The organism is Variovorax sp. J31P207, assembly GCF_030316965.1.
GTDB classification, from domain to species: Bacteria; Pseudomonadota; Gammaproteobacteria; order Burkholderiales; family Burkholderiaceae_C; genus Variovorax; species Variovorax ginsengisoli_B.
The window spans coordinates 66,169-79,877 of sequence record NZ_JASZYN010000018.1 but is presented as its reverse complement, the minus strand read 5'-3'; the positions used below and the strand labels follow the sequence as shown (position 1 = coordinate 79,877).

General features: G+C 65.5%; 13 protein-coding genes. 6 read left to right on the top strand and 7 right to left on the bottom strand.

The window, feature by feature from the left end; genetic code table 11:
* Nucleotides 1-40 precede the first annotated feature (40 nt).
* Genes aat through QTI68_RS35740 form a run of 3 tightly spaced genes read left to right on the top strand, consistent with a single transcriptional unit; the run spans nt 41 to nt 2,364 of the window.
* The gene (gene aat, locus QTI68_RS35750; protein ID WP_286528827.1) at nt 41-793 is read left to right on the top strand and encodes a leucyl/phenylalanyl-tRNA--protein transferase; all 753 of its coding nucleotides are present in this window, start codon (nt 41-43) and stop codon (nt 791-793) included.
* A complete protein-coding gene (locus tag QTI68_RS35745; protein WP_286528825.1) occupies nt 790-1,539 on the top strand; it encodes an arginyltransferase in 750 nt (249 codons plus the stop codon). The genes aat and QTI68_RS35745 overlap by 4 nt, the downstream gene beginning before the upstream one ends.
* Nucleotides 1,540-1,569: 30 nt before the next feature.
* Nucleotides 1,570-2,364, top strand: a complete 795-nt coding sequence (locus tag QTI68_RS35740; RefSeq protein ID WP_286528823.1) for an IclR family transcriptional regulator — start codon at nt 1,570-1,572, stop codon at nt 2,362-2,364.
* Nucleotides 2,365-2,445: 81 nt separating this feature from the next.
* Here QTI68_RS35740 and QTI68_RS35735 read toward each other — a convergent pair whose 3' ends face one another.
* The 7 genes from QTI68_RS35735 to QTI68_RS35705 form a co-directional block, all read right to left on the bottom strand.
* Nucleotides 2,446-3,621: a serine hydrolase gene (locus tag QTI68_RS35735; protein ID WP_286528821.1), complete on the bottom strand. Its 1,176-nt coding sequence runs from the start codon at nt 3,619-3,621 to the stop codon at nt 2,446-2,448.
* A 116-nt stretch (nt 3,622-3,737) separates the two neighbouring features.
* Nucleotides 3,738-5,276, bottom strand: a complete 1,539-nt coding sequence (locus QTI68_RS35730) for a 2-isopropylmalate synthase (RefSeq protein WP_286528815.1) — start codon at nt 5,274-5,276, stop codon at nt 3,738-3,740.
* A gap of 51 nt (nt 5,277-5,327) precedes the next feature.
* Nucleotides 5,328-7,031: a 2-isopropylmalate synthase gene (gene leuA / locus QTI68_RS35725; protein ID WP_286528813.1), complete on the bottom strand. Its 1,704-nt coding sequence runs from the start codon at nt 7,029-7,031 to the stop codon at nt 5,328-5,330.
* 182 nt (nt 7,032-7,213) lie between these two features.
* Nucleotides 7,214-8,038, bottom strand: a complete 825-nt coding sequence (pssA, locus tag QTI68_RS35720) for a CDP-diacylglycerol--serine O-phosphatidyltransferase (RefSeq protein WP_286528811.1) — start codon at nt 8,036-8,038, stop codon at nt 7,214-7,216.
* Between the two features lie 149 nt (nt 8,039-8,187).
* The gene (gene ilvC / locus QTI68_RS35715; protein ID WP_286368026.1) at nt 8,188-9,204 is read right to left on the bottom strand and encodes a ketol-acid reductoisomerase; all 1,017 of its coding nucleotides are present in this window, start codon (nt 9,202-9,204) and stop codon (nt 8,188-8,190) included.
* A 44-nt stretch (nt 9,205-9,248) separates the two neighbouring features.
* On the bottom strand, nt 9,249-9,740 hold the full coding sequence (ilvN, locus tag QTI68_RS35710) for an acetolactate synthase small subunit (RefSeq protein WP_076998466.1): 492 nt from the start codon (nt 9,738-9,740) through the stop codon (nt 9,249-9,251).
* A gap of 135 nt (nt 9,741-9,875) precedes the next feature.
* Entirely contained in the window at nt 9,876-11,660 is a 1,785-nt protein-coding gene (locus QTI68_RS35705; protein WP_286509036.1) for an acetolactate synthase 3 catalytic subunit, read from the bottom strand.
* Between the two features lie 285 nt (nt 11,661-11,945).
* Here QTI68_RS35705 and QTI68_RS35700 point away from each other — a divergent pair, with 285 nt between their 5' ends.
* From QTI68_RS35700 to QTI68_RS35690, 3 genes are read left to right on the top strand one after another with little or no spacing between them, the layout of a single operon-like run.
* Nucleotides 11,946-12,512 (top strand): RNA polymerase sigma factor, encoded by a 567-nt coding sequence (locus tag QTI68_RS35700; RefSeq protein WP_286528809.1) that lies wholly within the window; start codon nt 11,946-11,948, stop codon nt 12,510-12,512.
* A complete protein-coding gene (locus QTI68_RS35695; protein ID WP_286528807.1) occupies nt 12,509-12,943 on the top strand; it encodes a DUF3619 family protein in 435 nt (144 codons plus the stop codon). Before QTI68_RS35700 ends, QTI68_RS35695 begins: the two co-directional genes overlap by 4 nt.
* Nucleotides 12,944-12,998: 55 nt before the next feature.
* Complete coding sequence (locus QTI68_RS35690; RefSeq protein ID WP_286528805.1) at nt 12,999-13,709, top strand: DUF3106 domain-containing protein; 711 nt, start codon at nt 12,999-13,001, stop codon at nt 13,707-13,709.

Sequence of the window (13,709 nt, the reverse complement as noted above, 5' to 3'; positions counted from 1 at the left end):
AACGGATGCGACCCGTCCGAAGCCGTGTATACCTCCGACCATGCAACTGCCCTGGCTCGATCCTGGAGATCCCCTGCCCGATGCCGCCCTGGCCTGGGGCGATGCCGATCCCGTGCCCGGCCTGCTGGCGGCCGGCGGCAGCCTCGACGTCGCCAGTCTGCTGCAGGCCTATGGCAGCGGCATCTTCCCATGGTTCAGCGAGGGCCAGCCGATCCTCTGGTGGAGCCCCGACCCGCGCATGGTGCTCCAGACGGCCGACTTCAGGCTGCACCGCTCGCTGCGCAAGACCCTCACCGCCTTCCGCGACTCGCCGCGCTGCGAAATCCGCTTCGACCACAGCTTCGAGACCGTCATCTCGGCCTGCTCCCAGGCACCGCGGGCCGGCCAGTCCGGCACCTGGATCCTGCCGGAGATGCTGGCCGCCTACGGCGATCTGCACCGGGCCGGCCATGCCCACAGCATCGAGACCTGGATCGACGGCGCGCTGGCTGGCGGCCTTTATTGCGTCGCCATCGGCCGCGCGGTGTTCGGCGAATCGATGTTCACGCGCCGTCCCGACGCCTCCAAGATCGCGCTGGCGGCCCTGGTCGCGTTCTGCCGCCGCCATGGCATCGCCATGATCGACTGCCAGCAGAAGACCAGCCATCTCGCCAGTCTCGGGGCCCGCGAAATGCCGCGCCAGCGCTTCGTGTCGCACGTCGCCCACGCGCGCCGGGAACCCGGCCCTGTCTGGCGCTTCGAGCCCGTATACTGGAATGAACTCCTGCCTGCGCGAAGCTCCAACCCGACGTGACGCACCTCAAGGATCTCCCGCTCCACACGCTGCAGTTCTACGCAACGGCCCCCTATCCGTGCAGCTATCTGCCGGACCGGCAGGCGCGTTCGCAGGTCGCCACGCCGAGCCACCTGATCCACAACGACGCCTACTCGGACCTGGTGCTGAGCGGCTTCCGCCGCAGCGGCATGTTCACCTACCGACCGTATTGCGACGGTTGCAGCGCCTGCGTGCCGCTGCGCGTGCTGGCCAACGAATTCAAGCCCAATCGCAGCCAGCGCCGCGCCGTGACGCGCCACGCCAACCTGCAGGCCCGGGTGCTCAAGCTGTGCTTCGTGCCCGAGCACTACCAGCTCTACCTGCGCTACCAGAACGGCCGCCATTCGGGTGGCGGCATGGACCACGACAGCATCGACCAGTACACCCAGTTCCTGCTCCAGAGCCGGGTCAACTCGCGGCTGGTCGAGTTCCGCGAGACGCTCCCCGACGGCAGCGCCGGCGCCCTCAAGATGGTCTCCATCCTCGACGTGCTGAACGATGGTCTGTCGGCGGTCTACACCTTCTACGAGCCCGAGCCGGGCGCCGGCTACGGCAACTACAGCGTGCTGTGGCAGATCGAACAGGCCCGCAAGCTCGCCCTGCCCCACGTCTACCTCGGCTACTGGATCGAAGGCAGCGCCAAGATGAACTACAAGGCACGCTTTACGCCGCACGAAGTGCTGATCGACGGTCGCTGGCAACCGCAAACCCATTTCACCAAGTAAAATGGCGACCGGTCTCCCACCGCGTTGCACATGAGAAAACCACAATCTGACGTTCCCGCCACCCCCGTGATCCAGGTCATCGAGCGGATGTTTTCGCTCATCGATGTGCTGGCGTCGCGTGAAGAAGCGATTTCCCTCAAGGAAATCAGCGAAAAGACGGGCCTGCATCCGTCGACCACGCACCGCATCCTCAACGACCTGGCTGTCGGCCGCTTCGTCGACCGGCCCGAGGCCGGCAGCTACCGGCTCGGCATGCGGCTGCTGGAGCTGGGCAATCTGGTCAAGGGCCGGCTCAATGTGCGCGACGCGGCGCTGACGCCGATGCGGGAACTGCACAAGCTCACCCAGCAGCCGGTCAACCTCAGCATGCGCCAGGGCGACGAGATCGTCTATATCGAGCGCGCCTACAGCGAGCGCTCGGGCATGCAGGTGGTGCGGGCCATCGGTGGCCGGGCGCCGCTGCACCTCACCTCGACCGGCAAGCTGTTCCTGGCGGTCGACGAGCCCCAGCGCATCCGCAGCTACGCCACCCGGACCGGCCTGGCCGGCCACACGCGCAACAGCATCACGCAATTGCCGGCCCTGGAGCGCGAATTGTCCAAGGCCCGCCAGTACGGCATCGCACGCGACAACGAGGAACTCGAGCTCGGCGTGCGCTGCATGGCCGCCGGCATCTACGACGACCAGGGCAAGCTGGTCGCGGGCCTGTCGATCTCGGCACCGGCCGACCGGCTCGACGAGGGCTGGCTGCCGAAGCTGCAAGCCACCGCCAACGAGATTTCAGGCGCGTTGGGGTACAAGGCCGACCAGGCGGTCGCTTCGTGAGACCTTGCGGGACAGACCAAAAACTGCGCAGCAGTTTTTGCTCTGTCCTCAACTGACTAGAGGTCCCCGCTCCCCCCGCCCTCAGCTGGCAGCGTGCGCAAAAGCCTGCTGCATCCCCGGATTCGGCCTGCCCATATGGGTCGCCTCGACCCAGCGGCGGACCCGCTCCGCATCCCCGATCCGGCTGAACTTGCCGGCCGAATCCAGGAACACCATGATCAGCTTGCGACCGGCGATCTTGGCTTGCATGACCAGGCACTGGCCGGCTTCCGAGATGTAGCCGGTCTTCTGCACCCCGATGTCCCAATCCGGGCTCTTGACCAGGCGGTTCGTGGTGTTGAACTGCAGCGTACGGTTGCCGACTTCCACCTGGTATTCGGGCGAGGTCGACAGCTGACGCACGGTCGCGTCGGCGTAGGCGGCATTCACGAGCAGGGCCAGGTCCTGGGCGCTCGACTGGTTGCGGCTCGACAGGCCGGTCGGCTCAACGTAGCTCGTGTCCTTCATGCCGAGCATCTTGGCCTTGGCATTCATGATGCTCACGAAGGTGGACAGGCCGCCAGGGTAGGTGCGGCCGAGGGCATGGGCCGCACGGTTCTCGCTCGACATCAGCGCCAGGTGCAGCAGTTCCCCGCGCGGCAGGCTGGTGCCCACCACCAGCCGCGAGCGGCTGAATTTCTCGGTGTCGACGTCGTCCTGGGTGATGGTGATCAGTTCATCGGAGGGCAGCTTGGCCTCGCTGATCAGCAGGCCGGTCATGAGCTTGGTCAACGATGCGATCGGCAGCACGGCGTGGTCGTTCTTGCTGAACAGGACTTCCTGGGTGTCCTGGTCGATCACCAGGGCCACGCTGGACTTCAGGTCGAGTGCGTCTTCGGTGCTGTGCAGGCCGGCCATCTGTCCGAAGGACTGGCGCGCCGGCGCGGCTTCCGCGACGCGGACGATCGAGCGGCGCTGCACGGCCACCACGGTCTTGCCATTCTTCTGGCGGATCGTCGCCACCACGTTGCGTCCGCCGCTCACGCTCTTGTCGGCTTTGTCAACCTTCGCGACCGGCTTGCCGCCGGCGTGTTTCGCGCTGGCGCCCGACGCGGCCTTGCGGCTCGAGTCGGCGCTCACGGCCGTCTTCTTCTTGGCGGCGGTGGTGGCCTGCGCGCCGGGCAACAAAAACGCCGTCGTACAGAGAACGACGGCGGCAAGGCGGAGGGTGGGTAGGAACCGCTGGCTGGAAACTCGGTAGGAACGGGCTTCAGACATTCAAAACTCTCCAGCGGCGATAAAAGGTACCGCAGTGTAAACGAAATCAAAAAAGACACGCAATATCAGTTACTTGCACCCTCTTCTTCAAATCGAATACAAGGAGCACCGAAAACCTAACCTTGTGCAGCCACTCTCTCAGCTTGGCTCTGCAACTTGTTGAGAGCACTTAAGTATGCTTTTGCCGAAGCGACCACGATGTCGGGATCGGCGCCGACCCCGTTGACCACCCGGCCGGCATTCTGCAGACGCACCGTCACTTCCCCCTGGCTCTCGGTCGATCCACTGATCGCATTGACCGAATAGAGCACCATCTCGGCCCCGCTCTTCACATGGGCCTCGATCGCCTTCAGGGACGCGTCGACCGGACCGTTGCCGTCGGACTCGCCCGTGACCTCCTTGCCCTGCACGGTGAAGACGATGCGGGCCTGGGGCCGTTCACCTGTTTCACTATGTTGCGACAAGGATACAAAGCTGAACTGCTCACCAACGTGCGAGAGCTCTCCGTCGCTGACCAAAGCGAGGATGTCTTCGTCAAATATTTCGCTTTTTCTGTCGGCCAGTTCCTTGAAGCGGGCGAAGGCTGCGTTGATGTCGGCCTCGCTGTCCATGGTAACGCCCAGGTCCTGCAGGCGCTGCTTGAAGGCGTTGCGGCCGCTGAGCTTGCCCAGCACGATCTTGTTGGCGCTCCAGCCGACGTCCTCGGCCCGCATGATCTCGTAGGTGTCGCGGGCCTTGAGCACGCCGTCCTGGTGGATGCCGGAGGCATGGGCGAAGGCATTGGCCCCCACCACCGCCTTGTTCGGCTGCACCACGAATCCGGTGGTCTGGCTGACCATCCGGCTGGCGGCCACGATGTGGCGCGTGTCGATGCCCATCTCGAGGCCGAAGTAGTCCTTGCGGGTCTTGACCGCCATCACGATCTCTTCGAGCGAGCAGTTGCCGGCGCGCTCGCCCAGCCCGTTGATGGTGCATTCGACCTGGCGGGCGCCGCCGATCTTGACGCCGGCCAGCGAATTGGCCACCGCCATGCCGAGGTCGTTGTGGCAATGGACCGACCAGATGGCCTTGTCGCTGTTCGGGATGCGCTCGCGCAGCGACTTGATGAAGTTGCCGTAGAGCTCGGGAATGGCGTAGCCCACGGTGTCCGGCACATTGATCGTGGTGGCGCCTTCCTGGATCACGGCCTCGAGCACCCGGCACAGGTAGTCCGGGTCGCTGCGGTAGCCGTCCTCGGGGCTGAACTCGACGTCGGCCACCAGGTTGCGGGCGAAGCGCACCGCCAGCTTCGCCTGCTCGAACACCTCGTCGGGCGTCATCCGCAGCTTTTTCTCCATGTGCAATGGCGAGGTCGCGATGAAGGTGTGGATGCGCCCGTTGGCCGCCCCCTTGAGCGCCTCGGCCGCGCGCGAGATGTCGCGGTCGTTGGCGCGCGACAGGCCGCAGACGGTCGAGTCCTTGATCGCCTTGGCGATCGCGCTCACGGCATCGAAGTCGCCGTTCGAGCTGGCCGGGAAGCCAGCCTCGATGACGTCGACCCGCAGCCGCTCGAGCTGGCGCGCGATGCGCAGCTTCTCGTCCTTGGTCATGGAGGCACCGGGCGACTGTTCGCCGTCGCGCAGGGTGGTGTCGAAAATGATCAGTTTGTCAGCCATCGTGGTCTCCTTGTGCCGGGACGCGCCCATCGGGCGCGTCCGTGCGTCGCCTTACGCGGTTTCAGCCACCGATTGTGCGCTGTGCGCGCCCCGTGCCCGCGCCCGGGTCAACCCCGAAACGATGGCTTTCAGCGAGGCCGAAATGATATTGGCATCGATGCCGACACCGAACAGCGTCATCGCTTCGTCGACGCGCAGTTCGAGGTAGGCGACCGCCTGGGCGTCGGCACCGGCGCCGATCGCGTGCTGGTGGTAGTCGATCACGCGGATCGCGTGCCCGGTGGCACCGGCCAGGGCGTGGATGAAGGCGTCGATCGGTCCGTTGCCGCGGCCTTCGATCGGACGGATGTCGCCCTCCCACGGCAGGTCGGCGCGCAGCACCACCGATGCGGCGGCGCCTTCGCCCTGCTCTTCGAGCACCTGGTGCTGCGGGCCGTTGTCGTCGCGCACGCCGTACTCGCGCTCGAACAGCGCATAGAGGTCGGCCGCGGTGAGCTCCTTGCCGGCGACGTCCATCACCCGCTGCACGGTCTGGCTGAACTCCATCTGCAGGCGACGCGGCAACTCGAGCCCGTATTCGCTTTCGAGCAGGTAGGCGATGCCGCCCTTGCCCGACTGGCTGTTGACGCGGATCACGGCCTCGTAGCTGCGGCCGACGTCCTTCGGATCGATCGGGAGATACGGCATGTCCCAGATGTCGCCGTCCTTGCGGTCGCTGAAGGCCTTCTTGATCGCGTCCTGGTGCGAGCCCGAGAACGAGGTGTAGACCAGGTCGCCCACGTACGGATGGCGCGGGTGCACGGGCAGCTGGTTGCAATGCTCGACGATGGCGCGGATCTCGTCGATGTTCGAGAAATCGAGCTCGGGCGACACGCCCTGGGTGTAGAGGTTGAGCGCCACGTTCACCAGGTCGAGGTTGCCGGTGCGCTCGCCGTTGCCGAACAGGCAGCCTTCGATGCGATCGGCGCCGGCCATCAGGGCGAACTCGCCGGCTGCCGTGCCGGTGCCGCGGTCGTTGTGCGGATGCACCGACAGCACGATCGCGTCACGGCGCGCGAGATGGCGGTGCATCCATTCGATCATGTCGGCGAAGATGTTCGGCGTCGAATGCTCGACCGTCGACGGCAGGTTGACGATGCACTTGCGCTCGGGCGTCGGCGCCCAGACCTCGGTGACCGCATCGACCACCCGCTTGGAAAACGCGAGGTCGGTGCCCGAGAACATCTCGGGCGAGTACTGGAAGGTCCACTGCGTGGCCGGCTGCCTGGCGGCGCAGTCGTTGAACATGCGCGCATGGGTGGTCGCGAGCTCGACGATCTGGTTCTCGTCCATGCCCAGCACCACGCGCCGCATGATCGGCGCCACCGCGTTGTAGAGGTGCACGATGGCGCGCGGCGCGCCCTGCAGCGCCTCGAAGGTGCGCTCGATCAGGTGGTCGCGGGCCTGCGTGAGCACCTGGATCGTGACGTCGTCGGGGATGCGATCTTCCTCGATCAGCTTGCGCACGAAATCGAACTCGACCTGCGAGGCCGAGGGAAAGCCCACTTCGATTTCCTTGAAGCCGATCGCCACCAGCGTCTCGAACATCTTCATCTTGCGGGCGATGTCCATCGGCTCCACCAGCGCCTGGTTGCCGTCGCGCAGGTCGGTCGACAGCCAGATCGGCGCGCGGGTCAGCACGGCGTCGGGCCAGGTGCGGTCCTTCAATGCGATCGGGGCGAAGGCGCGGTACTTGCGGTCGGGTTGCTTCAACATCTTGGATTTCTCGCTGTGGTTGGGAGTCCACCAGCAACCCCAAACAAAACGGCCCGTTGCTGGTGCGAACGGGCCGTGGTGAGGGATTTGCGCGCGCGCTCTACCGTCTCCGCCCGAAGGGGATCAGTAGTAGGGCCAGCGAAATCTTGTTCATGAGGGTTTCGAATGTAGCACAGTGCGGCTCAATTGTGGAGCCCGCGTTCGTCGGGCTCGTCCGTCGAGATACTGATCACGCTCACCTGCTGCCCCTTGGCCTTGCGCCATGCGTACACCACGTAGCCGCTCAGCCCATAGGCGACGAAGACGCCGAACAGCACGGTCGGCGGGTGGATGTTGATGACCGCGATGCCGAGCGCGATCAGCACGATCACGGCGAACGGCACGCTGCGCTTCACCTGGATGTCCTTGAAGCTGTAGAACGGCGCATTGGTCACCATCGACAGCCCCGCATACAGCGTGAAGGCGAAGGTGATCCAGGTGATCTGGTTCCACGACAGGTACAGAACCTCGCCGCCCCGCTTGCCCCACTCGGTCACGAGCCAGATGAAGCCGGCCACCAGCGCCGCCGCCGCCGGCGACGGCAGGCCCTGGAACCAGCGCTTGTCGACCACCCCGGTGTTGACGTTGAAACGCGCCAGCCGCAGCGCCGCGCAGGCGCAGTAGACGAAGGCCGCGATCCAGCCCCAGCGGCCCAGTCCCTTGAGCGACCACTCGTAGGCGATCAGGGCCGGCGCGGCGCCGAACGACACCATGTCGGACAGCGAGTCCATCTGCTCGCCGAAGGCGCTTTGCGTATTGGTCATGCGCGCCACGCGCCCGTCCAGGCTGTCGAGCACCATGGCCGCGAAGACGCCGAGCGCGGCCAGGTCGAAGCGCGCGTTCATGGCCATCACGACCGAGTAGAAACCACCGAACAAGGCCGCCAGCGTGAACAGGTTCGGCAGGATGTAGATGCCCTTGCGCCGCTTGCGCGTCGGAACGTCGTCCGGAAGCGTGTCGTCATGCATGGGGTCGGCCTCCAGTGCGAAAGGGGCTCGGGGACGGGGCAGGACGGGAGATGGCAAACATCGGTGGCAGTTTAGTTCAGGCGCACAGCGCGCCTCCATGAAAAAGGGCCACCGCAGGGTGGCCCTTCTTGCATCGGAAAGAATCCGGATCAGTTGCGGGTCTGGTCGACCAGCTTGTTCTTCTTGATCCAGGGCATCATCGCGCGCAGCTGCTCGCCGACGACTTCGATCTGATGCTCGGCATTGATGCGGCGGCGGCTGATCAGCGCGGGCTGGCCGGCGGCGGCTTCGAGCACGAAGCTCTTGGCGTATTCGCCGGTCTGGATGTCCTTCAGCACCTGCTTCATGACCTTCTTGGTCTCGTCGGTGACGATGCGCGGGCCGGTCACGTACTCGCCGTATTCGGCGTTGTTCGAGATCGAGTAGTTCATGTTGGCGATGCCGCCTTCATAGATCAGGTCGACGATCAGCTTGAGCTCGTGCAGGCATTCGAAATACGCCATCTCGGGCGCGTAGCCGGCTTCCACCAGCGTCTCGAAGCCGGCCTTGATCAGCTCGACCGTGCCGCCGCACAGGACCGCTTGTTCGCCGAACAGGTCGGTCTCGGTCTCTTCGCGGAAGTTGGTCTCGATGATGCCGGCCTTGCCGCCGCCGTTGGCGGTGGCGTAGGACAGCGCCAGGTCGCGCGCCTTGCCGCTCTTGTCCTGGTGCACGGCCACGAGGTGGGGCACGCCGCCGCCCTGGGTGTAGGTGCTGCGCACGGTGTGGCCGGGCGCCTTCGGGGCGACCATCCAGACGTCGAGGTCGGCACGCGGCTGCACGAAGCCGTAGTGCACGTTGAAGCCGTGGGCGAAGACCAGCGAAGCGCCTTCCTTGATGTTCGGCGCGACGTCGTTCTTGTAGACGCTGGCGATCTGCTCGTCGGGCAGCAGGATCATGACGACGTCGGCGGACTTCACCGCATCCGCGACTTCGGCGACCTTGAGGCCGGCCTTGCCGACCTTGTCCCACGATGCGCCGCCCTTGCGCAGGCCGACCACGACCTTCACGCCGCTGTCGTTCAGGTTCTGCGCGTGCGCATGGCCCTGGCTGCCGTAGCCGATGATCGCGACGGTCTTGCCCTTGATCAGGCTGAGGTCGGCGTCCTTGTCGTAATAAACCTTCATGAGAGTGCTCCTTCGTTGATTCGCTGGTGTGTGGATGGATGGGTTCAGACGCGCAGGATGCGCTCGCCGCGGCCAATGCCGCTGGCGCCGGTACGGACCGTCTCGAGGATCGCCCCGCGATCGATGGCTTCGAGGAAGGCGTCGTTCTTGCCGTGGTCGCCGGTGAGCTCGATGGTGTAGCTCTTGTCGGTCACGTCGATGATGCGGCCGCGGAAGATCTCGGCCATGCGCATCATTTCTTCGCGCTCCTTGCCGACCGCGCGCACCTTCACCATCATGAGCTCGCGCTCGGTGTAGGCGCCTTCGGTCAGGTCGACCACCTTGACGACCTCGATCAGGCGGTTCAGGTGCTTGGTGATCTGCTCGATCACATCGTCCGAGCCGGCGGTGACGATGGTCATGCGCGAGAGGCTCGGATCCTCGGTCGGCGCGACAGTCAGCGATTCGATGTTGTAGCCACGGGCCGAGAACAGGCCGACGACGCGGGAGAGTGCACCGGGCTCGTTCTCGAGCAGCACGGCAATGATGTGTTTCATGTCAGCAGGACTCCTCTTTTCGCCGCCCTCCCCCGTGCACGGTAATGCGCGGGCTCGACGGACAATAGATTCGTCAATTAAAAGTTGAAACCCGGTTTTGCGAACCGGGGACTTGTGGCTTCGCTTTCGCTCGCGCTAGAGGTCTTCGGAACCCAGCAGCATCTCGGTGATGCCCATCCCGGCCTTGACCATCGGGAACACGTTCTCGGTCGGATCGGTGCGGAAGTCCATGAACACGGTGCGGTCCTTGAGCTTGCGCGCCTCGCGCAACGCCGGCTCCACGTCCTGCGGCCGTTCGATCAGCAGGCCGACGTGGCCATAGGCCTCGGCCAGCTTCACGAAGTTGGGCAGCGCGTCCATGTAGCTGTGGCTGTAGCGGCCCGAATACTCGATTTCCTGCCACTGGCGCACCATGCCCAGGTAGCGGTTGTTGAGCGAGCAGATCTTGATCGGCGTGTTGTACTGCAGGCAGGTCGAGAGCTCCTGGATGCACATCTGCACCGAACCCTCGCCGGTGACGCAGAACACTTCCGACTCCGGCTTGGCGAGCTTGATGCCCATCGCGTACGGAATGCCCACGCCCATGGTGCCCAGCCCGCCCGAATTGATCCAGCGCCGCGGCTCGTCGAAGCGGTAGTACTGCGCCGCCCACATCTGGTGCTGGCCGACGTCGGAGGTGATGTAGGTGTCGGCGTCCTTGGTCATGTTCCACAGCGTCTCGATGACGTACTGCGGCTTGATCACTTCCTTGTTGCCACGGTCGTACTTGAGGCAGTCCTTGCCGCGCCATTCCTCGATGGTGCTCCACCAGCTGGCCAGCGCGCCGGCATCTGGCCGGGTCGTGCTCTCGCGGATCATCGAGATCAGCTCGGTCAGCACGTCCTTGACGTCGCCGACGATCGGGATGTCGACCTTGACGCGCTTGGAGATGCTCGACGGGTCGATGTCGACGTGGATGATCTTGCGTTCGTTCTGGGCGAAGTGCTTCGGGTTGCCGATCACGCGGTCGTCGAAGCGCGCGCCCACGGCCAGCAGCACGTCGCAGTTCTGCATCGCGTTGTTGGCTTCGATGGTGCCGTGCATGCCCAGCATGCCGAGGAACTTGCGGTCGCTGGCCGGATAGGCGCCCAGGCCCATCAGCGTGTTGGTGACCGGATAGCCGAGCATGTCGACCAGGGTGCGGAGTTCGTTGGTGGCGTTGCCGAGCAGCACGCCGCCGCCGGTATAGATATAGGGGCGCTTGGCCGTCAGCAGCAGCTGAAGCGCCTTGCGGATCTGGCCGCCGTGGCCCTTGCGCACCGGGTTGTACGAGCGCATCTCGACCTTGTCGGGATAGCCGCTGTAGGGGACCTTCTTGAAGGAGACATCCTTCGGCACGTCGACCACCACCGGGCCGGGGCGGCCGCTGCGGGCGATGTGGAAGGCCTTCTTCATGGTCATCGCCAGGTCCTTGGGATCCTTGACGAGGAAGTTGTGCTTGACGATCGGCCGCGTGATGCCGACGGTGTCGCATTCCTGGAAGGCGTCGAGGCCGATCGCCGCGGTCGGCACCTGCCCCGAGATGATCACCATCGGGATCGAGTCCATGTAGGCCGTCGCGATGCCGGTGACCGCGTTGGTCAGGCCCGGACCGGAGGTGACCAGGGCGACGCCGACGTCGCCGGTGGCGCGGGCATAGCCATCGGCCGCGTGGACGGCGGCCTGCTCGTGGCGCACCAGCACGTGCTGGATGGTGTCCTGCTTGTAGAAGGCGTCGTAGATGTAGAGAACCGCGCCGCCGGGGTAGCCCCAGACGTACTTGACGCCCTCGGCCTGCAGTGCCTTGACCAGCACCTCGGCGCCCATGAGTTCTTGGGTTTGGTTGCCCATCCCGGAGGATGCGGCTGCTGCGGAAGTGAGTTCCGCCTTGGAGATTTCCATGATGAACCTTTGTGTTTTTTCGGGAACGAAAAACCTTGGGTGCCCCTTCGCCAGCTCTTTTGAAGCCGCGTCAGGACTTGAGGCCACAACCATGAGCGTATCTGTATACCGCCGGACCGTGACCCGTTTGCCTTTTGACTTGCAAGGCGGATTATGACATGGAGGAACCCCGATTGGCGGCCCGAGCGAGCCCTTCGGGCACCGGGGCATAATTCGCGGCGACAAAAAGACAAACGTCCCCGAGACTTTTCCCCACGCGGCGCACTTCCCCGGCGCCGGATTCGCTTGGCCACTGAAAAAGAACTTTCCGACTTCCTGAAGAGCGTCGAACGACGGGCATTCAAGCGTTCCGTCTACCACGTCCGGGACGAAGAGGCAGCGCTCGACATCGTGCAGGACAGCATGATGAAGCTGGCCGAGCACTACGGGGACAAGCCGGCCAACGAGCTGCCGATGCTGTTCCAGCGGATCCTCTCGAACTGCACGCTCGACTGGTTCCGGCGCCAGAAGACCCGGCGGGCCCTGTTCTCGAACCTGAGCGATTTCGAATCGATCGACGACGACGGCGATTTCGACCTTCTGGAACACGTCCAGGCCCCGACCGACACGCGCGAAAGCGAGAGCGCCGAGGACGCCACCCGGCGCACGCAGATCTTTCACGAGATCGAAGAAGAAATTGCCGCACTGCCAGGACGTCAACGCGAGGCCTTTCTAATGCGTTACTGGGAGGAAATGGACGTCGCCGAGACGGCCGCCGCGATGGGCTGCTCCGAAGGGAGCGTCAAGACCCACTGTTCGCGGGCAGTGCACGCCTTGAGCAAGGCGCTCAGAGCCAAGGGAATTTCGCTATGAAACCGACTAACACCACCCCGACAGGGTCCGCCGTTGCCTTCGAAGAGCAATTCGGCCGCCGGGTCGCCGCGCGCCTGTCTGCCGGCAACCTCGATCTCTCGCACGAGGTTGGCGAGCGCTTGCGCGCTGCCCGCGTGCAGGCCGTGGCACGCCGCAAGACCGCACCCGAACTCCGATCGGTCCCGGTGGTGGTGGCCAGCGGCCGCGCCGCCGTCCTGGGTGGCGGCTGGTGGACGCGCATCGGCTCGGTGGTGCCGCTGGTGGCGCTGGTGGCGGGCCTGATGGCGATCAGCGTGATCCAGGAAGAACGCCGTACCGACGAACTGGCGGAAGTCGACTCGGCACTCCTGACCGATGACCTGCCGCCCGCGGCCTACACCGACCCCGGCTTCGCCCAGTTCCTGAAGACCAGCGACGCTGGCGAGCGCTGATTCCTCCCCGCGACGAATGCTGCCTTCACTTCCCCTCTCTTCCGCGGCCGGTGTCTTGTTCGCGGCGCTGGTGCTGGTCGCGTTCGAGACCGCGGCCGGGCCGCCCGCCGACGCCCCGCCCGCCAAGGCACCGGCTCCGGCGGCCAAGGCCGTCGCCAAGCCCGCTTGGCGCGATCTGACCGCGCGTCAGCAGAGGGCTTTGGAGCCCCTGGCGTCCACTTGGGATGAATTGACCGAGCCCCATAAGCGCAAATGGCTCGCGATCGTGCGTGATTACGCGGAGATGTCGACCGCAGACCGCGAGATCCTGCATAGCCGCATGGAAGAGTGGGCCAAGCTGAGCAACCAGGAGCGGGCGCAGGCGCGTCTCAATTTCGCCGACGCGAAGCGCTTGCCCGCCGATGAGCGCAAGGCCAAGTGGGAGGCCTACCAGGCCCTCAGCGACGAGGAAAAGAGCCGGCTTGCCGCCAGCGCTCCGACGACCTCGCCGGGCGCCGCCGCGGCCATCCGGCCAGTGCCGCTCCAGAAGCTGGTGCCGGTGCCCGCGGCCGGCCCCGACCCTCAGCACACGCCGCGCATCCAGCTGGCGCCACCGACCGCGCCGACGGTCGTCGCGCGCCCGGTCGCCCCGGCGCCCTCGTTCAGCCCGCCCGTCTCCGCCGAAGCGCAGGTGCCGCCGCCAACCCCCAACGCCCCCGCCGCGGAGCCGCCGGTGGCATCGACCCCGCCGGTCCGCCAGACCGAACAGCCATCGTCGGCGCCCTGA